Annotated in this window: 21 protein-coding genes; 7 read left to right on the forward strand and 14 right to left on the reverse strand. The window is 59.5% G+C overall.

Going from position 1 to position 22,085, the window contains the following annotated elements:
* Positions 1–12: 12 nt before the first annotated feature.
* Positions 13–564, forward strand: a complete 552-nt coding sequence (locus tag ACKZ62_RS07760) for a glutathione peroxidase (protein ID WP_032887814.1) — start codon at positions 13–15, stop codon at positions 562–564.
* Between the two features lie 65 nt (positions 565–629).
* Here the strand turns inward: ACKZ62_RS07760 and ACKZ62_RS07765 are convergent, their stop codons facing one another.
* The 4 genes from ACKZ62_RS07765 to ACKZ62_RS07780 all read right to left on the reverse strand — a co-directional run bounded on the left by ACKZ62_RS07765 (position 630) and on the right by ACKZ62_RS07780 (position 3,792).
* Positions 630–1,907, reverse strand: coding sequence for an OmpP1/FadL family transporter (locus tag ACKZ62_RS07765; RefSeq protein WP_032887816.1), 1,278 nt, complete (start codon positions 1,905–1,907; stop codon positions 630–632).
* Positions 1,908–2,053: 146 nt separating this feature from the next.
* On the reverse strand, positions 2,054–2,536 hold the full coding sequence (locus ACKZ62_RS07770; protein ID WP_122754440.1) for a hypothetical protein: 483 nt from the start codon (positions 2,534–2,536) through the stop codon (positions 2,054–2,056).
* A 281-nt stretch (positions 2,537–2,817) separates the two neighbouring features.
* Entirely contained in the window at positions 2,818–3,042 is a 225-nt protein-coding gene (locus tag ACKZ62_RS07775; protein ID WP_003175353.1) for a hypothetical protein, read from the reverse strand.
* 444 nt (positions 3,043–3,486) lie between these two features.
* Complete coding sequence (locus tag ACKZ62_RS07780; protein ID WP_032887819.1) at positions 3,487–3,792, reverse strand: hypothetical protein; 306 nt, start codon at positions 3,790–3,792, stop codon at positions 3,487–3,489.
* Between the two features lie 456 nt (positions 3,793–4,248).
* Here ACKZ62_RS07780 and ACKZ62_RS07785 point away from each other — a divergent pair, with 456 nt between their 5' ends.
* Positions 4,249–4,572 carry an SEL1-like repeat protein gene (locus ACKZ62_RS07785; protein WP_032887821.1) on the forward strand — a complete coding sequence of 108 codons (324 nt, stop codon included), beginning with the start codon at positions 4,249–4,251 and terminating at the stop codon, positions 4,570–4,572.
* 61 nt (positions 4,573–4,633) lie between these two features.
* Positions 4,634–6,112: a DNA recombination protein RmuC gene (gene rmuC / locus ACKZ62_RS07790; RefSeq protein ID WP_095185419.1), complete on the forward strand. Its 1,479-nt coding sequence runs from the start codon at positions 4,634–4,636 to the stop codon at positions 6,110–6,112.
* Between the two features lie 33 nt (positions 6,113–6,145).
* Here rmuC and ACKZ62_RS07795 read toward each other — a convergent pair whose 3' ends face one another.
* The 3 genes from ACKZ62_RS07795 to ACKZ62_RS07805 all read right to left on the reverse strand — a co-directional run bounded on the left by ACKZ62_RS07795 (position 6,146) and on the right by ACKZ62_RS07805 (position 10,728).
* Positions 6,146–9,616 (reverse strand): hybrid sensor histidine kinase/response regulator, encoded by a 3,471-nt coding sequence (locus tag ACKZ62_RS07795; protein ID WP_032887824.1) that lies wholly within the window; start codon positions 9,614–9,616, stop codon positions 6,146–6,148.
* Between the two features lie 120 nt (positions 9,617–9,736).
* On the reverse strand, positions 9,737–10,120 hold the full coding sequence (locus tag ACKZ62_RS07800; RefSeq protein ID WP_032887826.1) for a YbaN family protein: 384 nt from the start codon (positions 10,118–10,120) through the stop codon (positions 9,737–9,739).
* A 20-nt stretch (positions 10,121–10,140) separates the two neighbouring features.
* Positions 10,141–10,728, reverse strand: coding sequence for a UPF0149 family protein (locus tag ACKZ62_RS07805; protein WP_032887828.1), 588 nt, complete (start codon positions 10,726–10,728; stop codon positions 10,141–10,143).
* Positions 10,729–11,007: 279 nt separating this feature from the next.
* On the opposite strand from ACKZ62_RS07805, the gene recQ reads away from it, so the two are divergent.
* Together recQ and ACKZ62_RS07815 are read left to right on the forward strand one after the other, a co-directional pair.
* Positions 11,008–13,134 (forward strand): DNA helicase RecQ, encoded by a 2,127-nt coding sequence (recQ, locus tag ACKZ62_RS07810; protein WP_447096502.1) that lies wholly within the window; start codon positions 11,008–11,010, stop codon positions 13,132–13,134.
* 121 nt (positions 13,135–13,255) lie between these two features.
* A complete protein-coding gene (locus ACKZ62_RS07815; RefSeq protein WP_032887832.1) occupies positions 13,256–13,690 on the forward strand; it encodes a MarR family transcriptional regulator in 435 nt (144 codons plus the stop codon).
* A gap of 101 nt (positions 13,691–13,791) precedes the next feature.
* On the opposite strand, the gene ACKZ62_RS07820 is transcribed toward ACKZ62_RS07815, so the two are convergent.
* On the reverse strand, positions 13,792–15,981 hold the full coding sequence (locus ACKZ62_RS07820; RefSeq protein ID WP_181639421.1) for a patatin-like phospholipase family protein: 2,190 nt from the start codon (positions 15,979–15,981) through the stop codon (positions 13,792–13,794).
* 84 nt (positions 15,982–16,065) lie between these two features.
* Here ACKZ62_RS07820 and ACKZ62_RS07825 point away from each other — a divergent pair, with 84 nt between their 5' ends.
* The gene (locus ACKZ62_RS07825) at positions 16,066–16,353 is read left to right on the forward strand and encodes an Rdx family protein (RefSeq protein WP_032888088.1); all 288 of its coding nucleotides are present in this window, start codon (positions 16,066–16,068) and stop codon (positions 16,351–16,353) included.
* 39 nt (positions 16,354–16,392) lie between these two features.
* On the opposite strand, the gene ACKZ62_RS07830 is transcribed toward ACKZ62_RS07825, so the two are convergent.
* The 3 genes from ACKZ62_RS07830 to ACKZ62_RS07840 form a co-directional block, all read right to left on the reverse strand.
* Complete coding sequence (locus ACKZ62_RS07830; RefSeq protein ID WP_447096503.1) at positions 16,393–16,674, reverse strand: hypothetical protein; 282 nt, start codon at positions 16,672–16,674, stop codon at positions 16,393–16,395.
* Positions 16,675–16,806: 132 nt separating this feature from the next.
* A complete protein-coding gene (locus ACKZ62_RS07835) occupies positions 16,807–17,691 on the reverse strand; it encodes a DMT family transporter (RefSeq protein WP_032887838.1) in 885 nt (294 codons plus the stop codon).
* A 99-nt stretch (positions 17,692–17,790) separates the two neighbouring features.
* Positions 17,791–18,540: an AraC family transcriptional regulator gene (locus ACKZ62_RS07840; RefSeq protein WP_122681137.1), complete on the reverse strand. Its 750-nt coding sequence runs from the start codon at positions 18,538–18,540 to the stop codon at positions 17,791–17,793.
* A gap of 133 nt (positions 18,541–18,673) precedes the next feature.
* On the opposite strand from ACKZ62_RS07840, the gene ACKZ62_RS07845 reads away from it, so the two are divergent.
* Positions 18,674–19,483 carry a UDP-2,3-diacylglucosamine diphosphatase gene (locus ACKZ62_RS07845; protein ID WP_053133181.1) on the forward strand — a complete coding sequence of 270 codons (810 nt, stop codon included), beginning with the start codon at positions 18,674–18,676 and terminating at the stop codon, positions 19,481–19,483.
* A gap of 126 nt (positions 19,484–19,609) precedes the next feature.
* Here the strand turns inward: ACKZ62_RS07845 and ACKZ62_RS07850 are convergent, their stop codons facing one another.
* From ACKZ62_RS07850 to phhA, 3 genes are all read right to left on the reverse strand, one after another.
* Entirely contained in the window at positions 19,610–20,803 is a 1,194-nt protein-coding gene (locus ACKZ62_RS07850) for an amino acid aminotransferase (RefSeq protein ID WP_122754435.1), read from the reverse strand.
* Entirely contained in the window at positions 20,803–21,159 is a 357-nt protein-coding gene (locus ACKZ62_RS07855; RefSeq protein ID WP_010208721.1) for a 4a-hydroxytetrahydrobiopterin dehydratase, read from the reverse strand. Before ACKZ62_RS07855 ends, ACKZ62_RS07850 begins: the two co-directional genes overlap by 1 nt.
* A 105-nt stretch (positions 21,160–21,264) precedes the next feature.
* The gene (gene phhA / locus ACKZ62_RS07860; protein WP_122681135.1) at positions 21,265–22,056 is read right to left on the reverse strand and encodes a phenylalanine 4-monooxygenase; all 792 of its coding nucleotides are present in this window, start codon (positions 22,054–22,056) and stop codon (positions 21,265–21,267) included.
* Positions 22,057–22,085: the final 29 nt, after the last annotated feature.

The raw sequence follows: 22,085 nt of genomic DNA on the forward strand, positions 1-22,085 counted from the left end.
GGACGTTTCGACATGCAGATGCGCTGGCTGGCTGTACCTGTGCTGATGGCGGCTTTTGGCGGTGTGGCGTTGGCTGCTGATTGCCCACCTTTGCTTGAAGGCCAATTGCCCAAACTGCGCGCCAAGGAATCCATCGACCTGTGCCAGCGCTTTGCCGGCAAGCCTTTGGTTATCGTCAACACCGCGAGCTTTTGCGGATTCGCCCCGCAGTTCAAAGGCCTCGAAGCCTTGTATCAACGCTACAAGGATCAAGGGCTGGAAGTGATCGGCGTGCCGTCCGATGACTTCAAGCAGGAAGCCAAGACCGGCGAGGAGACCGCCAAGGTCTGCTACGTGAACTACGGCGTGACCTTCACCATGACCGAGCCGCAGAAGGTCAAGGGCCCTGATGCAGTGAATCTGTTCAAGGTGTTGGCACAGCAGAGCAACGCGCCGAAGTGGAATTTCTACAAGTACGTGGTGGATCGCCAGGGTAAGGTGATTGCCGATTTTTCCAGCCTGACCAAGCCGGACAGCCCGGAGCTGATCAAGGCGGTGGAGCAGGCGATAGCGTCTAAACCCTGATCCGCGCCCAATGAAAAGCCCCGCCTCCTTTGCAGGAGAGCGGGGCTTTTTTACACCTGCCTGAATCAGAAGGTGTAGGTCATGCCCAGGCCGAAACCGTTGGCACTGTTTTCGTACTTGGCGCGATAGCTCGACGGCGCCGCAGTGTTATTGACCTTGACGTCTTCTTCCTTGAGGTAGGAATAAGCCAGGTCTACCGTCATGTTATCCATCACTTTGTAGCCCAAGCCAACACTGAAGATCGTACGGTCGCCAGTAGGAATACGTGGCGAACGGTCGGTGTTGTTGGTTGGCGACTGGTCGAAGGTCAGGCCGGTACGCAGCACGACCTGTTTGGTCAACTGGTACGAAGTACCTACGGCGTACGCCCAGGTGTCATGCCAGTTTTGTTCTTCAGTAATGTTGCTGATTCGGCTCGGGGCCAGGATGCCGCCGTTTGTACCGGTCACGCCTTCGTTGTTAACAGTGATTTCTTTCAGGCGGCTCCAGCGGGTCCAGGTTGCACCGCCGTACAGTTTCCAGGCATCGGTCAGGTCTTGAGTGACCGACAGATCGTAGGATTCTGGCGTTTCAATTTTCAACGATGCGTCGTAGCGGTTGTTACGCAGGAACCCTTGGGTCGCTGCCGGGCCGCTGACGGTCGTGTGACCCTCAAGCTTGTACTTCACTTTGGAGTGGTAGGTCAGGCCGACTCGGGTGGTATCGGTGGCTTGTACCAGTACGCCGACATTGAAGCCCAGCGCGGTATCGTCGCCCTTGATTTTGACATTGGTATCGGAGAATGCAGGGGACAAGGTCTTGTCCGATTCCAGCACGCCGGAAATCCGGTTGATCGTTGGACCAAAGCCGATCGACACACGATCGTTGAACGCGTAGCTGACAGTTGGCTGGAAGGTCATGACCTTCACTTCACTCTTGCTGCCGAAACCACGGCCCTGGAAGCCGTTTTCATAGTCGGTCACCAGGCCGAACGGTGCATACACACCGAAGCCGATGGCCCACTGATCGTCAAGTTTGTTGGTGTAGAAACCGAATGGCACGGCGGTGAACGGTACCATGTCACCTTTGTTCGAGCCGCTGGAGGCGCCGCCCGTGTCCTTGATGTTGGACGAAGCATCAATGGCAGCAACACCGCCCGTGATCTGCTGGCCATTCAGGCGAGCCATACCGGCAGGGTTACCGTAAACAGTGCTTGCATCATCGGCAGAAGAGGAGCGACCTGCGAAACCCGTACCCATCCCGCTCACGCTTTGTTCGTTCAGTGCAAAGCCGCTTGCGAACAGTTGGGAGGATGCCATGGCAACGGCGAGGCTAAGTGTGGTCTTGAGCATTACTTTTTTCATTATTAGAACTCCGTGGTGATCACCGCTGCGGAAAGTACCAATAAAATTAACATCGCGCTATAGGCTGTAATGTCGGAGATAGAGCGTTTTTGTAGGACAATCCGACCAAAATTCAGCGTTTTTGGCGAATCTTGCAAATTGCCCGGTCAGCAGGCCACGTGATTCATGGGTGAAACACAGGTTTGCCAGGTTTGGGTGAAATCTCGCAGCCTTCCTTGCGGATGAAATATTTCTTTCCAGATACGTGCCATCGCTAAAACGTCACCGGATTGAGGCAGGGCAGGGCTGTGTTGTTCCACCAGAAGCCATGCGATGGCGGTGGCGTAACGCAGGTTTACGGTGAGCTCCAATTGTGGGGCGCTGAGAAAGGCGTGTTGGCTGGCCAGCCCGCGCACCAGGCTGGCACGCTCGGGGTCGAGTGCCAGGTAGGTGTCCCACAAGGCGCGATGACGGGGTTCGGTGATGCTGTACAGGCCGTGACCGCGTCGATCGTGCAAGGCGGAACCCAACTCCGACTGGCTGGCCGCGATACCCAGGAGCAGAGACTCTGCCGTTGGGCTCTGTCGGTCGAGGTACATCAACGTGGGCCGGATTACATAACGACACAATTCACTGGCAGCGATACCCATACAAGCCTCAATCCGTGAAAGTGGTCGACGAGACCTGAGAAGGAGGGGGCTTGGCAGCAGTGGATCGGATCTCAGGCTCGCCGGAAGCGGATCACGCCGCTTGAGTTGAAGTGTAGTGTCATATTCACGATGTAAAGGTCTGTTTTTAAAACATCTTATTCAACCAGTTATAATGTTTATATCGATTTGAACTTAGTAAAACTTCGCAATTCAGGAATCGCAGGCAATAAAAAACCCTGTGTTTTAAACAGGGTTTTTTGTGTTTCAGCGACTCGGGTCGATCAGGCAACCAGTGCCTGACGGGTACGCTCGATCACGGCCTGCAGCGGTTCTGCGCTGGAGTATTGATCGGGGTACAGGCGTTCGCTGTGACGAGCGATGCCGTGTTCGTTGACCAGTGTGAAGCTGAAGCAGCCTTTGCGAGCGGCCATGATCAGGCAGTTCATTGGGGCAAAAGCATTAGTGAGGGTGCGAATGGCATCCTGAGTATGGATTTGAGCGTTCATATTATTGGTGTTCCTACAAATGACACGGATTAAGAGCCGTGCAACGTTAAAACGTTCCAGTAACGTTGATCACCATTGATCAAACGAAGAACCTGACTGGAACAAAGCAGCCAGTTTGAAGCGCTAATAAGTTAGGCGCGCTTGGGCTGGCAGGTAGGTACTTAGGAGGGCAGGCAGCACAACAGGGGCAAAGGTTCTGGGCCCAGGGTGAAGATCCTGATCAATTTGCAGGTTGGTTCGGTCAGAGTATGGAAACTTCGCGACACCCTTTGCTTGTTCAAAGGCAATGTCGTCGCAAGTGATACCTGGAAACCTTCGAGGTGGTCGATCCCGTGTTGTTCAGGGGAGTTGTTCGACCAGAATTGACTTTCAGCTTGGTACTAACGCCGCGTATAGTAACGGAATGAAACAGGTAATGGAAGTGTGTTACCAAAAAAACTTCAATCAGCCAGCAAGCAGGCTGCGGTAGACCAGTACGGTGATAGCTGCGGCCATCGAACAGCCCAGCCCATAGGCGGCTAAGGTCAGGCGCAGTGATTGGCCGGTCTCAACGACCTTCATCACATCGCGCATATCGTTGATGCGGCCTTCGCCGAGCTCGATGCACAGGCTTATGGCCGTGAAAGCGGCCGACAGCAAGATAGCGATGGCGAACAGCGCGCCATCTGGCGATGGCAGCGCGGCATTAATCCACAATGAGATGGCGCAGATGGCCAGTAACAGCACAGCGAATAACAGAATTCCTTTCATCGACCTAGTCCGCATTGCGTTGCCCGTCGGGCAGTGTGGAGAGCCGGTAAAGATTTGAAAAGTCCCCAATTGGCTTCGCGGTAACGTTTTTGAAGGCAGTCGCTCCAAAAAAAGCCGGGGATATAACCATCGGATCGGTACTTGTGCACATTGGTTGCGGCAGGTGTAACCAGGCTGTCCATCGCATCGCAGCCTCGCCATTTGCCTGTAATGGAAATTTAAGTCAATGAAAAATCTGGCTTTTTTTTATTGGTGAAAAAATCGTCAGTTTGACTGCGAGCCCCGCTCCATGGGCCTTTGCGCGAGTTTAAGGTAGGTTGTCCACTGAGTTATCCACAGCTTCTGTGGATTGTCCCAAGCGCTTGCTCTAGCACGGGCGTGCACGGTTTTTTGAGCTTTACCTGTACGAAAAAAAGAGTAGAGTGGCGCGCCTTCCGTTCTGTCCCACAGTGCTTTATGAAGTTTCGCTCAGTATCACCTTCTGTTACCGACACCCTACAGACTGTTACCGCACCCAAGCGCTTCTCATTGAAAGTGGCCCTGTGGTTGCTCGACAGCCCGCGCCTGGGACACAGCAGCAACGTCAAACACTTCGCCGGACGCTTGCTCAAGCAGCCGGCTCGTGAAGGCGTCGTCGCCGCACAAAGCCGCCTGGGCCAATTGATGTGCCGTGAATGCGGCAATGCCCGCGACCGCCGTATCGGTCACGACCTGCTGCGCATGGCCGCCCGTGCCGGTGACCTGCGCGCCCAACGCGAACTGGGCCAGGTCGAAGACTGAGCTGTCTTCCCGCCCTATGCTTGGTTAACCTTGCTCCTTTTCGGTGATGGCAGAAATGGCTATGGCTTTTGACTGGACCAGTATTGCCCTGGGCCTTGCAGGCGCTGCAGTGCCGTTGTTGGCCGTGTGCTGGCAGCTCCAGCGGCGGTTGACCGCGCGCACCACTGGCTGGGAATTGCTTGAAGAGCGCCTGGCCACTGCGCAACTGGCCCAGGAAGGTCTCGCCGCGCAACTGGATGCCAGCCGCGATGAAATCAGCGACCTGAGCCAGGCCAACGCCGCCAAGCAGGCCGACCTCGCCGCTGTACGCCGTGAAGTCGAACTACTGCAGATCGACCGTGACAACGCCCGCGACGCCGCACACGCCTGGAACCTCGACCGCAGTGCAAAAGACACCGAATTACGGCGCCTCGACGCCCTGGCGGCCGGCTTGCGCGCCGAACTGCGTGAGCAACAGGACAGCCATCAACAGCGTCTGACTGACCTGCAAGGCTCGCGAGATGAGCTGCGCGCGCAGTTCGCCGAATTGGCCGGCAAGATCTTCGACGAGCGTGAACAGCGCTTTGCTGAAACCAGCCAGGAACGCCTCGGACAGTTGCTCGATCCGTTGAAGGAACGCATACAGTCCTTCGAAAAGCGTGTGGAGGAGAGCTATCAGAACGAGGCGCGTGAGCGTTTTTCCCTGGCCAAGGAGCTTGAGCGCTTACAGCAACTGAACCTGCGTCTGTCAGACGAAGCCACCAACCTGACCCGCGCCCTCAAGGGCCAGAAAACCCAGGGCAACTGGGGCGAACTGATCCTTGAGCGCGTGCTGGAACATGCGGGACTGGAGAAGGGGCGCGAGTACCAGACCCAGGTCAGCCTCAAAGGGCCGGACGGCGAACGCTTTCAGCCGGATGTGCTGATCATGTTGCCTGGCGACAAGCAGGTGGTGGTGGATTCCAAGGTCAGCCTGACGGCGTATCAACAGTACGTTGCGGCTGATGATGAAGTGATTGGCCAAGCGGCGCTGAAACAGCACGTGCTGTCGCTGCGCAATCACGTCAAAGGCTTGGCCGGCAAGGACTATAAGCGCCTGGAAGGCCTGCACAGCCTGGATTTCGTCTTGCTGTTTGTGCCGATCGAAGCGGCGTTTTCCGCCGCGTTGCAGGCCGAGCCGAATCTGTTTCAAGAGGCCTTCGACCGCCATATCGTGATCGTCAGCCCTACGACCTTGCTTGCGACACTGCGGGTGATCGATAGCCTTTGGAAGCAGGAACGCCAAAGCCAGAACGCCCGGGAAATCGCCGAGCGCGCTGGTTGGCTGTATGACAAGTTTGTGCTGTTTATCCAAGACCTGGACGAAGTGGGCAACCGTCTTCAGCAGTTGGATAAGGCCTACAGCGCCGCGCGAAACAAGCTGACAGATGGACGCGGAAATCTGGTCAGCCGCACCGAGCAATTAAGGCTGCTGGGTGCTCGCGCGAGCAAAAGCCTGCCGGCGGACTTGCTGGAGCGGGCGATGACCGATTCAGACGGCGTCGCACACCTTCCCGAATAAACGCAGCGCTAAATGTGGGGGGGCGCATCCGGTTTATAGAGGTAAGTGTCGACTCAGCAACGCCCGCAACGCCGCCGGCTTCACCGGCTTGGCCAGATAGTCCAAGCCAGCCGCATGCACCTCGGCAACCATCTCCGGACGGCCGTCGGCACTGATGACCACGCCGGGAATAGGCTCCGCCAACTGCGCGCGTAGCCAACCCATCAATTCAGTGCCGGTTTCTCCATGATCCAAGTGGTAATCCACCAGCGCCAGTTGCGGCCGCACCCCTTCGGCTAACAACGCCGCGCACTGCGCCTGGTCGGTGGCGGTCCACACTTCGCACCCCCAGCGCGTCAGCAGGCTGCGCATGCCGATCAGGATGCTTTCTTCGTTATCCACGCACAGCACTTGCGCGCCGCTCAATGGCTGGCCGTTATCCGCTGTCGGCTTGGGCTGCGGGCTGGCCTGGTTGCGCGCCAGTGGCACGCGCACGCTGAACACGCTGCCTTTGCCCGGCCACGAGCGCACGCTCAGACGATGGCCCAGCACCCGGCACAGGCCGTCGGCAATCGCGAGGCCCAGGCCCAGGCCTTTCTCGGCGCGGGTCTGATGGCTGTCCAGGCGCTTGAACTCTTCGAAGATCACCTTCTGTTTATCCTGCGGAATACCGGGGCCTCTGTCCCACACCTCCAGGCACAACTCGCCCTTGCGCCGGCGTACGCCAAGCAGCACCGGGCCGTCGGCATAACGGAAAGCGTTGGTCAGGAAATTCTGCAGGATTCGTCGCAGCAGCTTGATGTCGCTGTCGACCCGCAGGCGACTACCGCGCAGGCGGAAGCGCAAACCTTGCTCCTGGGCCAGTGCCTTGAATTCCGCGCCTAAAGTGTCGAACAGCTCGTTGAGCACAAAGGGCTGGCGTTGCGGATTGATTTTGCCGTTTTCCAGGCGCGAGATATCCAGCAGGTCGCTGATCAGGTCTTCGGCGGAGCGCAGCGAACTGTCCAAGTGCTGCACCAGTTGCCGGGCTTCGCTGGACAGGCCGTCGTTCTGGTGGGAGAGGGCGGCTGAGAACAGGCGGGCGGCGTTCAATGGTTGCATCAGGTCATGACTGACGGCTGCGAGAAAGCGTGTCTTCGACTGGCTGGCGGATTCGGCCACGCCTTTGGCATCGGTAAGCGCCACATTGAGCTGCGACAGTTCATGGGTACGTTCGGTCACCCGCTGCTCAAGGCCTTCGTTCGCTTCGGTGAGCGCCTGCTCGGCTTCGCGGAACGCGGTGATGTCAGTGAAGCTCATGACAAATCCACCACCGGGCATCGGGTTGCCAATCAGCTCAATCACCCGTCCATTCGGGAACAAACGCTCGGAGGTGTGCGCGCGGCCCTGGCGCATCCAGTGCAGGCGTCGCGCCACATGCACTTCGGCTTCGCCCGGGCCACAAAGGCCGCGCTCTGCGTTGTAGCGGATGATGTCGGCGATTGGCCGGCCGACGCTGATCAGCCCGTCGGGGTAGTTGAACAGTTCCAGGTAGCGTCGATTCCAGGCCACCAGCTTGAGCGACTGGTCGACGACGCTGATGCCTTGGGTAATGTTTTCGATAGCACCTTGCAGCAGCGCGCGGTTGAACTGCAGCACTTCCGACGCTTCATCGGCGATGCGTACTACGTCCTCCAGCTGCATTTCCCGCCCTTCAATCGCAGCTTTTACCACCGCACGCGTCGAAGAGGCGCCGAGCACACCGGCCAACAGGCGTTCGGTGTGGGCGATCCAGTCGTTATCGGCATTCTGATTGGGGTTGAAGCCTTTGCCCTGGCGGTAGGCAAAGCGAATAAAGCTCTGCTGGGCACGTTCTTCACCAACAAAACGTGCCGCCAGGCTGAGGAGGTCGCTGATCTGTACCGACAGCATTGAGCGGGCGTTGGCGCGCTGGCTGATTTCCTGGCCGATAAAACGCCCGGCTTGCCAGTGCTCCGACACCCGCGTGCGCGACAGCATCGACACCCACACAAACAGCGTGAAGTTACCCGCCAGGGAGAACACCGTGCCCAGGGTCAGCGAGGTGACGGATAAACCCAACGGGTGTGAATGCATCCACGTAAGCCCTGGGAAAAGGCTGAGGGACCAGCCCAGGCTTTTCGCCGTTACGGGTAGGACCAATGTGTAGAACCACAGGAATGTGCCCGCCGCCAAGCCGGCAAACACACCGCGGCGGTTCGCCTGCTTCCAATACAGCGCGCCAAGCATGGCCGGGGCGAGCTGGGTCACGGCGGCAAAAGCGATCTGTCCGATAGTTGCCAGGCTTGCCGTAGAACCCAGTAAGCGGTAACTCACGTAAGCCAACAGCAAAATGATCACAATGCTGACCCGGCGCACGGAGAGCATCCAGTGGCGGAACACCTCGAACGGGCGCTCTGCGCTGGAACGGCGCAACAGCCACGGCAGCAACATGTCGTTGGAGACCATGGTCGACAGGGCGATGCTCGCCACAATCACCATGCCGGTGGCCGCTGAGGCGCCGCCGATAAATGCCAGCACCGCCAACGCCGGATGGGCTTCGGCCATGGGCAGGCTGATCACGTAGGAGTCCGGCAATACGGAGCCGGGCAGCAGCATCTTGCCGCCGAGAGCGATGGGGATGACGAACAGAGCGGCGAGGATCAGGTAGGCGGGGAATACCCACTTGGCTACGCGCAGGTCCTGCGGGTCGATGTTCTCTACCACCGTCACATGAAACTGTCGGGGCAAGCAGATGATCGCCATCATCGCTACGCCGGTCTGCACCACCATTGACGGCCAGTTGACGGTCTCCTTCCAGTATTCCTCCAAGCGTGGCGCGAGCATTGCCTGGCTGAACAGGTCGCCGAAACCGTCGTAAAGGCCGTAGGTCACGAACGCGCCCACTGCAAGAAAAGCGAACAGCTTGACCAGGGATTCAAACGCAATCGCCAGCACCATGCCACGGTGGTGTTCCGTGGCGTCGAGGTTGCGCGTACCAAACACAATGGTGAACAGCGCCAGCACCAAGGACACGATCAGTGCCGTGTCCTGGGCCCGCGTGCCGGTGGTATCGGCGCCCGCGCCGATCAGCAGGTTCACCCCCAGCACGATGCCTTTGAGTTGCAGGGCGATATAGGGCAGCACGCCCACCAGGCAGATCAGCGCGACCACCACTGCCAGGGACTGGGATTTGCCATAGCGCGCGGCAATGAAGTCTGCGATGGAGGTGATGTTTTCCTGCTTGCTGATCAGAATCATCTTCTGCAGCACCCAGGGTGCCAACACAAGCAACAGCACCGGTCCCAGGTAGATCGGTAAAAACGCCCACAACTGTTCGGCGGCTTGGCCTACGGCGCCGAAGAACGTCCAACTGGTGCAATACACCGCCAGAGACAGGCTGTACACCCAGGCGCGCACGCGCGGCGGCAATGGCGCGCGACGGCGGTCACCGTAGAAGGCAATGGCAAACATAATGGCCATATAGGCCAGGGCAACGGCTGCAATCAGCCCGCTGGACAGCGTCATGGTAACTCCGAGCATAGAAACACCCGGGTATTCCTGCCCCGGTTGGACAGTCTCGCATGATGGCTGAGGTTAGTCAGTGTCGACCAAGGTCGTGTGGGATCTAATGTCGCAGGGCGGCACTTAGCGCGGTGGCAGGGTTTTCTGGCGCAGGATGTAGATCGTGACCAGTACCGCACTGGTCAGCATGAACCCGCGTGCCCACGGGAGCGGCACCAAGTAGCACGAGAGGCCGATGCTCAGCCACATCAGGCCAATGGCGTAGACCTTACCCTTGAGTGGGATGCCATTGCCGTCCAGATAATCGCGAATCCAGGGGCCCAGGCGCGGATGTTCCACCAGCCACTGGTAGAAACGCGGGGAGCTTCGAGCGAAGCAGGCGGCGGCGAGCAGGAGGAAAGGCGTGGTCGGCAATACCGGTAGGAAAATGCCGATTACCCCCAGCGCTACGCTTAACCAGCCGATGGCTAGCAGCACGTAACGCAGGAGGAGCGAGCGATTGCCCATGGGTGTCACGGGCAAGGGACTCAGTGGTGACGAGGCTTGAGGATCGCCGGTTTTTCGTCAGGGGCGTTGCACAGCAGGTACAGGGCGGTCAGGGCTTCCGGGATCTGTACGATCATGTCGTCCATCAGGTTGGCGTCGGCGGCGATGTCGGAAAACTCAGCTTCTTCTTCAAACAGCCCCGAACCGACCATGATCGGCAGCAGCATTTCGCTGACTTCTTCCTCGGCGGTTTCGAACCAGGCAGCTTCACGCAGGAACACGCCTTCCATGAAACCGATGCACCAGCCGCGCAGGTCGGAGTCGTCCGGATCTTCGCCCAGGTCCAGCTCGCATGGCAGTTCGAATTCCTCATCGGAGGCCAGTTGGCGAGCGATGTGGGCCTTGAGGGCCAGCAGGGTGGATTCGATTTCTTCGCGCTGGGCGTCGTCTGCGTAATGAGGCTCTTCAGCGAATAGCGCGTCAATCCATTCACGGTCGGGAACGACGTCGGAGCAGATCGAAAGGGCGGTCAGGTAGCCGTGGGCGGCCACATAGTCCAGCGCCTCGTCATGCAGCTCATCGGCGTCGAGGAAGGCTTGCAGGCGGGTTAGTTGCTCAGCGAAGGACATTGAAGGACTACCTTGGGAATAAACGATGCTGAATTCTAGGCGTTCTTGCGCGCCCAAGCCAGTCGGCATGCAGATTTGCCCGGTTTTAGAGACGGGCTGCAATTCGTCAGCGGCGCCCTTTGCCGGATGGTGCTCGGGTATACTGCCGCGTTTTGTGATGCCCCAGCAGGCCAAGCGCCAGGTCGAGAAAACTCCACTTACGGATTATTTTCCGTGAGGTCGGATTTTTTCGACCAGCCTGTATAGAGGGATTTCGGCACTATTTTGTTGGAGTTATACATGCTCGATCAGGCTCAACGCGTCCTCAAGGACATCTTCGGCTACGACAGCTTTCGTGGCCGCCAGGGTGCGATCATTGAGCGCGTGGCCAAAGGCGGTGACGCCCTGGTACTGATGCCTACCGGCGGCGGCAAGTCGTTGTGTTTCCAGGTGCCTGCATTGTTGCGCAACGGGCTGGCCGTGGTGGTGTCGCCGTTGATTGCATTGATGGACGACCAAGTGGCGACCCTGGAAGAACTTGGTGTCGCCGCCGCCGCCTTGAATTCCACCCTCAGTGCCGAGCAGCAGCGTGACCTGGCCGCACGCATCAAGCGCGGTGAAGTGAAAATGCTCTACCTGGCCCCCGAACGCCTGGTGCAGCCGCGCATGCTGGCGTTTTTGCAGAGCCTGGAAATTGCCCTGTTCGCCATCGACGAAGCTCACTGTGTATCCCAATGGGGGCACGATTTCCGCCGCGAATATTTGCAGTTGGGTCAACTGGCGGAGCTGTTCCCGGACGTTCCGCGCATCGCCCTGACCGCCACCGCCGACAAGCGCACCCGCGAAGAAATCGTCGAGCGCCTGCACCTGCAGAACGCCGAGCGTTTCCTGTCGAGTTTCGACCGACCGAATATTTTCTACCGCATCGTGCCCAAGGAGCAGCCGCGCAAGCAGTTGCTCGCGTTCCTCTCTGAACGGCACAGCGACGCTGGCATCGTCTATTGCCTGTCGCGCAAGAAGGTCGATGAGGTGGCCGCGTTCCTCTGCGAGCAAGGCTACCCGGCGCTGCCGTACCACGCCGGTCTACCTAATGAAACGCGCTCCGCTCACCAGAAACGCTTCCTCAACGAGGAAGGCCTGATCATGGTGGCGACCATCGCGTTCGGCATGGGCATCGACAAATCCAACGTGCGTTTTGTCGCCCATATGGACCTGCCAAAATCCCTTGAGGCGTACTACCAGGAGACCGGGCGTGCTGGTCGTGATGGTTTGCCGGCGGATGCGTGGATGGTCTACGGCCTGCAGGACGTGGTGATGCTCAAGCAGATGCTGCAGAACTCCGAAGGCGATGAACGGCACAAGCGCTTGGAGCAGCACAAACTCGACGCCATGCTCTCGTTGTGTGAAGAGACTCGCTGCCGTCGTCAGACCTTGCTGGCGTATTTCGACGAAGACATGCCGGAGCCTTGCGGCCATTGTGATAACTGCATTGATGGCGTGCAGACCTGGGACGCTACCGAGCCCGCACGCCAGGCGTTGTCGACCATCTACCGCACCGGTCAGCGTTACGGTGTGGGCCATCTGGTGGATGTGTTGCTGGGTAAGGACAACGAAAAAGTCCGCAGCTTCGGTCACGAAAAACTCTCGGTCTACGGCGTCGGTAAAGCCCGCGCTGAGGGCGAGTGGCGTTCGCTGTTCCGCCAGATGGTCGCGCGCGGCCTGGTGGATATCGACATTGAAGGCTACGGCGGCCTGCGTCTGAATGACAGTTGCCGCCCGCTGCTCAAGGGCGAGGTCAGCCTGGAACTGCGTCGCGACCTCAAACCGCAAACCACTGCCAAGACCAGCACCAGCCAGGCCAGCCAGCTCGTGCGAGGCGAGGAGCGCGAGCAGTGGGAAGCCTTGCGCACCCTGCGGCGCAAATTGGCACAGGAACACAGTGTGCCGCCTTACGTTATTTTTCCCGACTCCACTTTGCTGGAGATGCTGCGCGAGCAGCCCACCACCATGGCCGAGATGGCGCGGGTCAGCGGCGTCGGTGCACGCAAACTGGAGCGCTATGGCCAGGCGTTCCTCGAAGTGCTCGGCGGCCAGGCCGAAGCACCGAAGGAAATCGCCGACATTCGGCACGAGCTGATCAGCCTGGCGCGCGCTGGCATGACGCCGATCCAGATCGCGGGCCAACTGCAATGCTCGGAGAAAAACGTCTACACCCTGCTTGCTGAATCCATCGGCAAGCAGCAGTTGTCCCTGGAGCAGGCCCTTGATTTGCCGGAAGATTTGCTTGGTGAAATCCAGGATGCATTTCTCGACGGAGAAGGCGAACTACCACCAGTATCCGAGATTGCGCCACTGTTCACAGGACGTGTTCCAGAGGGTGTTTTGTACTGCGTGCGGGCCGCTTTGCAGTCTGAATTCGAAATTTAGTGTGCCAATTACGACAATGTAACGATTCAGTTCATAGCAACTCTTGCCTAGTGGCATGGCTCATGCTTAGCTGGCTAATAATTAGCCACACTTTATTTTCAGTCTAACCCATGAGTTTTTTATGCCGTTAACCGATCAACACCGATTTGGCATGCAGCTGGCGCAAATGTCCCGAGGTTGGCGCGCCGAGCTAGACCGCCGTTTGGCGGGGCTGGGCTTGTCCCAGGCGCGCTGGCTGGTGCTGCTGCACTTGGCCCGTTTTGAAGAAGCTCCCACTCAGCGTGAGCTGGCGCAAAGCGTTGGCGTAGAAGGGCCGACCCTGGCTCGCTTGCTCGACAGTCTCGAAGGCCAGGGCCTGGTGCAACGCCAGGCAGTGGTTGAAGACCGCCGCGCCAAGCGCATTCTGCTGTGTGACACCGCGCGGCCGCTGATCGAACAGATTGAAACCATCGCCACTGAGTTGCGTCACGAGCTGTTCGTGGGCGTGGATGAAGCGGATTTGAGTGTGTGCATGCGCGTGCACGGGCACATCCTGGCGAATCTGGAAAAGTCCTGAACCCAAGTGCAGTGAAGATCAACGTGTGTGGGGCTAATTGTGGTGAGCGGGGCAAGCCCGTTCACCACAATTAGCGGCTCCAACACTGATTCAGCGTTGTCTCAGAACGTCTGCCCCAGGTTCAGGTACACCGCCTTCTGATTATCATCGTTGAACCCGTAGCTGAAATTCAGCGGCCCCAACGGTGTATCAAACCCCAGAAAAATACTCGCAGCGTTGATATAACCGCTGTCGAACTCATTGTCGTTGTTCCATGCCCGGCCCCGCTCCAGAGACGCGCCCAGGTACAACGGGAAATCCAACGGTAAGTACGAGCGCGGCGTCAGTCGGCGGTAGTACACCGCGCGCATCAGGCTGATGTTCTGCCCGGAAATCGCATCCTGGCGGAAGCCCGACAACTGTCGTGCACCGCCCAGCAGGAAGCTGGAAATCACCACATCGGAATCATCCAGGGTGCGCCCATACCGGCCGCCCAGCACCAGTGTGTCCGGGCCATGGCTCATGGCCTTGTCCAGCTTGAATTCCCATTGTCGATAGCGCTGGTCCGAACCCAGTCCCGGTTCGAACTCGCGGTAGGCCAGGCCGATGTCCTCACCGGTGTGCGGGAAGTACACGTTATCCAGGGTGTCGAAGGAGTACTTCAGTTCATAGAAACCTTCGCTGAAGCTCACACTCGGCAGGTCGCGGTCGCCAATGCGCACATCCGCCTTGCCCCAGGCCTCGCCGACACCGAAGCGGATCTCGCCGCTGTTGCCGATCTGCCGCCCCACGTTCAGGCCGAAACCATAGCGTTCCAGGCGGTATTCGGAGATGGGGTCGTTGTCCAGAATCAGCTCGACGTTCTGCGCCTGGGCGCTGAGATAGGGCGCGATGAAGTAGCGCGAGCCAGCGTCCATCGGTTGATAGAACTCGCTGTACAACTCTTGCCGATCACCGATCTGCACGCGGGTCAGCCACTCGGCGCCGAGGCGATTGATGCCGTTCATGCGGTAGCTCGCGCCGAGGTTGAAGGCGCTGTCGCCGCGCATATCGTCCGACAGGTTCAAGCCCAGGCGCAGGTAGTCGGTGCCGCTGCGCTTGCCCCGCGCGCTGATCACCAAGGTGTTGTCGTGGCCTTTTTTCACCACGCGGTATTGCACCTGCTCGAAGTAATCCAGGCCGTACAACGTGCCCATGTCGGTTTGCAGGCGGCCAAGCTCCAACGGTTCGCCCAACGGTTGGCGGATGTAGTAGCGGATCACGTCGTCGCTGACTTTCGAGTCGTTCTCCAGCTTGATCGCGGTGATCACCGGAGTCCGCTCGCCCGGAGTCCGCGCGGCCACCAGTTCGGGGTCAACCGGTTCGGCGGGGCGCAAATGGGCCAGGCGAACGTCAAGGGCGCGTGTAGCACGGTAGCCGGCGTCGATCATGTCTTTGGCGCGGCCGAAATCGGTCACGCCAAAGGCGGACAGTGGCGGCTGGATCAGTACGTCCTTGGGATTGAGGGCCTTGAGCTGTTCTTCTGAGTTGCGCCGGGTCATCAGGGTGATGGACTGGTTGAGTACATCTACCACGGTCGCGAGTTGCTTGCGTGAGCGCAGCGGGGTGCCGATGTCGACCACGATGGCGATGTCCACGCCCATCTCACGCGCCACATCCAATGGGATGTTATCGGTCATGCCTCCATCCACCAGCAGCCGGCCATCCAGTTCCACAGGGGCGAACACCGCCGGGATCGACATACTGGCGCGGATTACCTGGGGCAGGTGGCCCTTGCGGAACACTACTTTTTCGCCGGTGGTGATGTCGGTGGCCACGGCGCGGAAGGGGATCGGCAGCTTGTCGAAATTACGCGTGTCGCTGCTGTGGGCGAACATGCTTTCCAGCAGCAGCGCCAGATTCTGGCCCTGGATCACGCCCAGGGGCAGGCCGAGGCTGCCGTCATCGCGGAAGCTGAGCTTCTGCTTGACCAGGAAATCCCGGTCATCCTGCTTGCGCCGAAACGGCACGTCTTCACGCGGCGGCGCGTCGGATAACGCCTGCTGCCAGTCGATGCTCAGGGCGAGCTTTTCCAGCTCGTCGATCTTGTAGCCCGAGGCGTATAACCCACCAATCACCGCGCCCATGCTGGTGCCGGCAATGGCGTCGATATGGATGCCCTGTTCCTCCAGGGCCTTGAGCACGCCAATGTGCGCCAGGCCGCGGGCGGCACCGCCGGACAGCACCAGGCCGATTTTTGGTCGGGGTGGTTCAACGGCGTCGGCAAGCAAGGGGACGAGGCACAGAAACAGGCAGGACAGCAGGCGGCGCATCAGGAATCTCAGGGCTGGGCGATAAAGGCCGGTATTATAGCCACTCGATCCTCATCCCTCGTCATGCCAGGAACTTGTCAAATGATGTCCGTCAGCAAACCCGAGATCGTTATCACCTATTGCACCCAGTGCCAGTGGCTGCTGCGCGCTGCGTGGTTGGCTCAGGAACTGTTAAGCACCTTTGCCGATGACCTGGGCAAAGTGTCGCTGGAGCCAGCGACTGGCGGCGCGTTTCGTATTACCTGCGATGGCGTGCAGCTTTGGGAGCGCAAGGCTGACGGTGGTTTCCCTGAGGCCAAGGTGCTCAAGCAGCGCGTGCGCGATCAGATCGACCCGCAGCGTGACCTGGGGCACAACGACCGTACACAGTGAAGGTCACCGCCATCGGCTGACGGTGACTGATGGAGGCCGCTACTTGGCGGCCATTTTGCTTTTGATGAAGCCCACGACCCACGTCAGCACCAGGCCTCCGACGCCGCCGCCGACAATATTGCTGCCGACCGCCGCCACATCCAGCGCCTCACCGCCCGAAGCGCCCGTCAGTGCCGTCACTATCTGGCCCAGTACAAGCCCGCCGACACCGCCCAGCATGGTATTGAGCCCGGTCCCCAGGCTTTGTTTGGTCATGCCGGCCAAATTGCCGCCGACGGCACCGCTGATGAGTTGAACCAGTAAGCTGATAAACATTTCCATGATGTAGCCTCTGCATCGCGTTTAAGGAGTGACTACTCGCTTGCAGCAACTGCAGGGCACACCAAGGCTGTCGTCGAGCGGTCAGTTATCCGTTGAACGACTCCAGACTGTTGCGGATGTTTAAAGTATAGATCAGGTCGTTGCAGTCGGCTGTTTGGCCTGGCTGGCGCTGCCCATCAGCCCTGAGAGCACGATGGCGACGATGATCAGCGCGCCCCCCAGCAGCATGCGCAGCGTCGGGGTTTCGGCGAACAGCAGCCAGGCCGCGGTAATGCCGTAGACCGGCTCCATGGCAAATACCACGGAGGCGGTACGCGCCTTGATTACTGCGAGGCTGGCGACAAACAGGCTGTGGGCCAAGCCTGTGCAGAACACGCCGAGCAGGCCGATCCACAACCAGTCCAGCGCGCGCACATCCGCCAACCCCGGCGCGGCCACGGGCAATAGGCACACCGCAACGACCACGTTCTGGCACAGGGCTGCCTGTACGGCAGGAATGCGCCCGGAGCTGGCACGGTTGTTCAGCGACAATAAAGAGAACAGCAGCCCCGACGCGATGCCCCACAGCAGGCCGCCGGTGGCTTCGCTGGCCAGGTTGAAGTCCGGCGTCACCAGCACCAGGCCAACGGTGACCAGCGCCACCAACACGACTTCATTGGCGCGGATACGCTCGCGGAAGATCAGTCCTTCAAGGATCACGGTAAACGCCGGAAACGCCGTGAACCCGAGCGTGGCGACGGCCACGCCAGCGACTTTGACCGCCATAAAGAACGTCACCCAATGTGCGGCCAGCAACACGCCGCTGACCAGCAGGCGTTTCCAGTCGCGCAGTTCCAGCGTTTTCCAGGGTGCGTTGCTGACGAAGCGCGCAAACACTGCCAGGGCAATCACGGCAAACGCGGCGCGACCGAATACGATAATGGCTGGTGAGGCGGCCGCCAGCTTGCCGAATACGCCGGTAAGGCCAAACATCAGTGCGCCGATATGCAGGGCGCCGAGGGCTGAACGGGGAGTCATTGCGATCCTTGAACCAACGGGAGTGACAGGACCGCAGTCTAGAGGGTGCTACTACGCACGTCTGTCGCGCAGCTCGCGATTTTTAGCGCCAGCCTCGCCCTATGCCGAGCGCCGCAACGCGCCGGGAGAGGCGCCAAACTCGCGCAACATAGCGGCGGCAAAGGCACTTTGCGAGGTGTAGCCGACACGCTCGGCGATTTCACCGATGGGCAATGGCGTTTCGCGCAGCAGGTTCAGGGCCAGTTGCAGGCGACGGCTGCGGATGTAATCCATGGGCGTTTGGCCGCACTCGGTCACAAAGCGCGCATGCAGGCGCGCCACCGACAGGCCGGCAATCCGCGCAAGGTCGGCGACCTGCAGCGGATGGGCGACGTGGCGCTCTATATGCGTATTGAACGCCGCATACGGCAGGCGCCGGCCAGGTACTGGTTGGGCCAGTGAATGATTGAGGCTGGCCAGCAACAGCACCGCGCCCTGTTGCACGATCAGTGGGTCATCCACCGGGCTATGGGCCAGCCATTGCACCAGTTGGTGTTGTCGCGAATCCAACGCCAGGCGCGCCGGTTGATCCAGCAAGCGGCGGCTTGCATCGGCGTGTTCACCCAACGATTGCAGCACCCAATGCTCCGTGGGCACATCCAGCACCAGGCAGCGGCTGCCATCGCGACTGCCGCAGGCATGGTGGGCAGAGAAGGGCAGGACCATCACGCTGCTTTCACGCACCTGGCTGCCACGGCCATCGACTTCCAGGTCCAGATGACCGGACAGGCCGAACACCAACTGCGCATGTTCATGGCTATGGGCGATGGGCGCTTCGAGGTAGTGGCGCAGGGTGAGGGTAGGTCTCATCGCGGTCTCCTATGCAGGTCGCCAGTCTACAACGCTTCGCGAATACGGGCTTTGTCATCAGACTGACGCACAGTTGTCATGGGCTATTAATCGCTATGGCGCAAGCTCGCGAAAACAGCGTCGAGTGATGCCCATGACCAGTGCCGAGTTCACCAAGCCCAGCCGCAAGCAACGGGTACGTACCCTGTGGATTTCCGACGTGCACCTGGGCACCCGGGATTGTCAGGCCGAACATTTGTCGCAATTCCTCAAGGGTTACCACGCCGACAAGGTGTACCTGGTGGGCGATATCATTGACGGCTGGAAAATGCGCGGCGGCATGTATTGGCCCCAGGCCCATACCAACGTAATCCGTCGCCTGCTGACCATGGCCAAGCGCGGCACCGAGGTGATCTACGTCACCGGCAACCATGATGAGTTCCTGCGGCGCTATTCCAAGCTGATTCTGGGCAATATCCAGTTGGTCGATGAAGCAGTGCACGTCACCGCCGATGGCCGGCATTTGTTGGTGATCCACGGTGACCAGTTTGATGTGATCACCCGTTATCACCGCTGGCTCGCATTCCTCGGCGACTCTGCCTACGAATTCACCCTCACGTTGAATCGCTGGTTGAACCATTGGCGTGCGCGGTATGGCTACGGCTATTGGTCGTTGTCGGCGTATCTGAAGCACAAGGTCAAAACGGCCGTGAGCTTTATCAGCGATTTCGAAGAAGCCATCGCCCATGAGGTGACCAAACGCGAGTTGCACGGCGTGGTGTGCGGGCATATCCACCATGCGGAGATTCGCAAAGTGGGCGAGGTGGATTACCTCAACTGCGGGGATTGGGTGGAGTCGTGCACGGCATTGATCGAGCACTGGGATGGGAGTATCGAGTTGTATCGGTTGGCGGACGCGCAGGCGAAAGAGGCGCTGTTGAAAGCCGAGATGGTCGCCAGCTGAAGGGTGTGCTCGGTCAAAATGTGGGAGGGGGGGTGCTCCCGATGAGGGAGTGTCAGCCAGTACACCTGTCACTGACCCACTCCCATCGGGAGCAAGCCCCCTCCCACATTTTCAGTCCCGGTTTCGTCAGTTGGATACGTCGGCGATGGCTTCGGCCAGGAGTGTCAGGCGTGTCGCATCAATACCCGCCACGTTGGCTCGCCCCGAACTGACCATATACACGCTGTGCTTTTCCCGCAGTTGCTTGACCTGCTCGGCACTCAAACCGGTATAGGAAAACATCCCGCGTTGTGCGCCGATGTGCGCAAAGCGCTCCGATAAACCATGGGGCGCCAACGCCTCCACCAGTCCGGAACGCAACTGCGCGATCCGCGCACGCATGGCTTCGACTTCCTCGCTCCACTGCTTTTTCAGCTCGGCATCACCGAGGATAGTCGCGACCACTGCCGCACCATGGTCCGGCGGCGTAGACCACAGATTACGCGCGATATTCGCCAGTTGGCTGCGTACATCCGTCAGCTTCTCGGCGTCTGCAGCGCACACGATCAGCGCGCCAACACGGTCGCTGTAGAGGCCGAAGTTTTTCGAGCACGAGCTGGTGACCAATACTTCCGGCAACTCTCTGGCAAACAAACGCACCGCCCAGGCGTCCTGCTCCAGGCCATCGCCGAAGCCCTGGTAGGCGAAGTCGATCAGTGGCAGCAGTTGGCGCTCGCGCACGATCTGCAGCACGTGGCGCCAGTCATCCTGGGACAGGTCGAACCCGGTGGGGTTGTGGCAGCACGCGTGCAGCAGCACCACATCACCTTTTGGCACGGTGGAAAGGGTCGCTAGCATCGCCTCCACATCCAGGCGGTTGTCGGCGCCTACATACGGATAGTGGCTGACCTTGAGCCCGGCCTTGGCAAAGATGCTTTCGTGGATTGGCCAGGTCGGGTTGCTCAGCCACACGCCGCGTCCTGGAAGGTTTTGAGCGATGAAGTCGGCACTGAGGCGCAAAGCACCGGTACCACCCGGGGTTTGCGTGGCGCCGGCCCGGCGTTCACGGATAAGTGCAGAATCGGCACCGAGGACCAGCTCGCTGATCAATGTGCCGAACGCTGCATTACCGTGGCCGCCGATGTACGTCTTGGTGGTTTGGGTGTCAACCAGGCGCTGTTCGGCGAGCTTCACCGAATGGGGAATCGGCGTCAGGCCCTGATCATCTTTATAGACACCCACGCCGAGGTCGAACTTGTTCGGGTTGGTGTCCTGGGCATACAGGTCCATCAGCCCGAGGATCGGGTCGCCGGGCACGCGGCCAATGGCATCGAAATGCATTACTTGCGGCCCTCGGCGTCCTTGGCCACTTCGTCGGTGCGCGCGGCCATGATGAAGTCGTTGCGGTGCAGGCCTTTGATGGAGTGGCTCCACCACGTCACGGTGACTTTGCCCCATTCGGTGAGCAGGCCCGGGTGATGGCCTTCGGCTTCGGAGATTTCACCCATGGCGTTGGTAAAGGCCAGGGCGAATTTGAAGTTCTTGAACAGAAAAACCTTTTCCAACTGCATCACGCCGTCGCGGACTTCGATGTTCCAGTCTGGGATCTGCTTGAGCAGCACCGGCAATTCTTCATCGCTGACTTGTGGGGCATCGGCGCGGCAGGCTTCGCAGTGGGCTTGGTTCAAGGTGGTCATGTGGTGGTGTCCTGAATTCGAGTGTTTAAAAACGGTCGTCAGTGGCGTCACCCTAAAGCAACGCGGGGCCAGGGAACAGACTCACCTGGCCTTAAAAGCCACGGTTCACGCGGCCTTGGGTTTTGGCGGGAATTTCGGCGCATGCAACCCAAGCTGCATACCGCGCTCGACCATGCCCATGATGTCTTCCTGCGCGACTTCGAACAGGCGCTTGAGGTTGGGCAGTACGAAATACAGCGGTTGGAGGATGTCGATGCGATACGGCGTGCGCATCGCTTCCAGCGGGTCGAAGGCCTGGTGCTCGGGCTCGTCCGACAGGCAGTACACGCTTTCCTTGGGCGACGACAAAATCCCGCCACCGTAGATGCGCCGACCCTCGGGCGTATCCACCAGGCCGAACTCGATGGTCATCCAGTACAGGCGCGCCAGGTACACCCGTTGCTCCTTGGTGGCTGCCAGGCCGAGCTTGCCGTACGTGTGAGTGAATTCGGCGAACCAGGGGTTGGTCAGCAGTGGGCAGTGGCCAAAGATCTCGTGGAAAATATCCGGCTCTTGCAGGTAGTCCAGTTCTTCACGGGTACGAATAAAGGTCGCCACCGGAAATTGCTTGTTAGCGAGCAATTCGAAGAAGGTTTGAAAGGGGATTAGCGCGGGGACCCGGGCCACTTGCCAGCCGGTGGTCTCGGCCAGCACTTTATTGATTTCGCCCAACTGTGGAATGCGGTCCAGGGGCAGGCCAAGTTTGTCGATACCGTCCAGGTATTCCTGGCAAGCGCGGCCTTCGATCACTTTCAACTGACGCGTGATCAGAGTGTTCCACACCGCGTGTTCTTCCGGCGGGTAGTGGATAAAACCTTGCGCATCGGGCTCGCGGGCCACGTACTGCGTCTGCTTCATACGGCTCTCCTGCTAGGCATTCGTTCTTG

The sequence above is a fragment of the Pseudomonas sivasensis genome, assembly GCF_052938085.1.

Coding starts and splice junctions, on each gene's coding strand:
- ACKZ62_RS07760 (WP_032887814.1), top strand. CDS start 13: ATGCAGATGCGCTGGCTGGCTGTACCTGTGCTGATGGCGGCTTTTGGC.
- ACKZ62_RS07765 (WP_032887816.1), bottom strand. CDS start 1,907: ATGAAAAAAGTAATGCTCAAGACCACACTTAGCCTCGCCGTTGCCATG.
- ACKZ62_RS07770 (WP_122754440.1), bottom strand. CDS start 2,536: ATGGGTATCGCTGCCAGTGAATTGTGTCGTTATGTAATCCGGCCCACG.
- ACKZ62_RS07775 (WP_003175353.1), bottom strand. CDS start 3,042: ATGAACGCTCAAATCCATACTCAGGATGCCATTCGCACCCTCACTAAT.
- ACKZ62_RS07780 (WP_032887819.1), bottom strand. CDS start 3,792: ATGAAAGGAATTCTGTTATTCGCTGTGCTGTTACTGGCCATCTGCGCC.
- ACKZ62_RS07785 (WP_032887821.1), top strand. CDS start 4,249: ATGAAGTTTCGCTCAGTATCACCTTCTGTTACCGACACCCTACAGACT.
- rmuC (WP_095185419.1), top strand. CDS start 4,634: ATGGCTTTTGACTGGACCAGTATTGCCCTGGGCCTTGCAGGCGCTGCA.
- ACKZ62_RS07795 (WP_032887824.1), bottom strand. CDS start 9,616: ATGACGCTGTCCAGCGGGCTGATTGCAGCCGTTGCCCTGGCCTATATG.
- ACKZ62_RS07800 (WP_032887826.1), bottom strand. CDS start 10,120: ATGGGCAATCGCTCGCTCCTCCTGCGTTACGTGCTGCTAGCCATCGGC.
- ACKZ62_RS07805 (WP_032887828.1), bottom strand. CDS start 10,728: ATGTCCTTCGCTGAGCAACTAACCCGCCTGCAAGCCTTCCTCGACGCC.
- recQ (WP_447096502.1), top strand. CDS start 11,008: ATGCTCGATCAGGCTCAACGCGTCCTCAAGGACATCTTCGGCTACGAC.
- ACKZ62_RS07815 (WP_032887832.1), top strand. CDS start 13,256: ATGCCGTTAACCGATCAACACCGATTTGGCATGCAGCTGGCGCAAATG.
- ACKZ62_RS07820 (WP_181639421.1), bottom strand. CDS start 15,981: ATGCGCCGCCTGCTGTCCTGCCTGTTTCTGTGCCTCGTCCCCTTGCTT.
- ACKZ62_RS07825 (WP_032888088.1), top strand. CDS start 16,066: ATGTCCGTCAGCAAACCCGAGATCGTTATCACCTATTGCACCCAGTGC.
- ACKZ62_RS07830 (WP_447096503.1), bottom strand. CDS start 16,674: ATGGAAATGTTTATCAGCTTACTGGTTCAACTCATCAGCGGTGCCGTC.
- ACKZ62_RS07835 (WP_032887838.1), bottom strand. CDS start 17,691: ATGACTCCCCGTTCAGCCCTCGGCGCCCTGCATATCGGCGCACTGATG.
- ACKZ62_RS07840 (WP_122681137.1), bottom strand. CDS start 18,540: ATGAGACCTACCCTCACCCTGCGCCACTACCTCGAAGCGCCCATCGCC.
- ACKZ62_RS07845 (WP_053133181.1), top strand. CDS start 18,674: ATGACCAGTGCCGAGTTCACCAAGCCCAGCCGCAAGCAACGGGTACGT.
- ACKZ62_RS07850 (WP_122754435.1), bottom strand. CDS start 20,803: ATGCATTTCGATGCCATTGGCCGCGTGCCCGGCGACCCGATCCTCGGG.
- ACKZ62_RS07855 (WP_010208721.1), bottom strand. CDS start 21,159: ATGACCACCTTGAACCAAGCCCACTGCGAAGCCTGCCGCGCCGATGCC.
- phhA (WP_122681135.1), bottom strand. CDS start 22,056: ATGAAGCAGACGCAGTACGTGGCCCGCGAGCCCGATGCGCAAGGTTTT.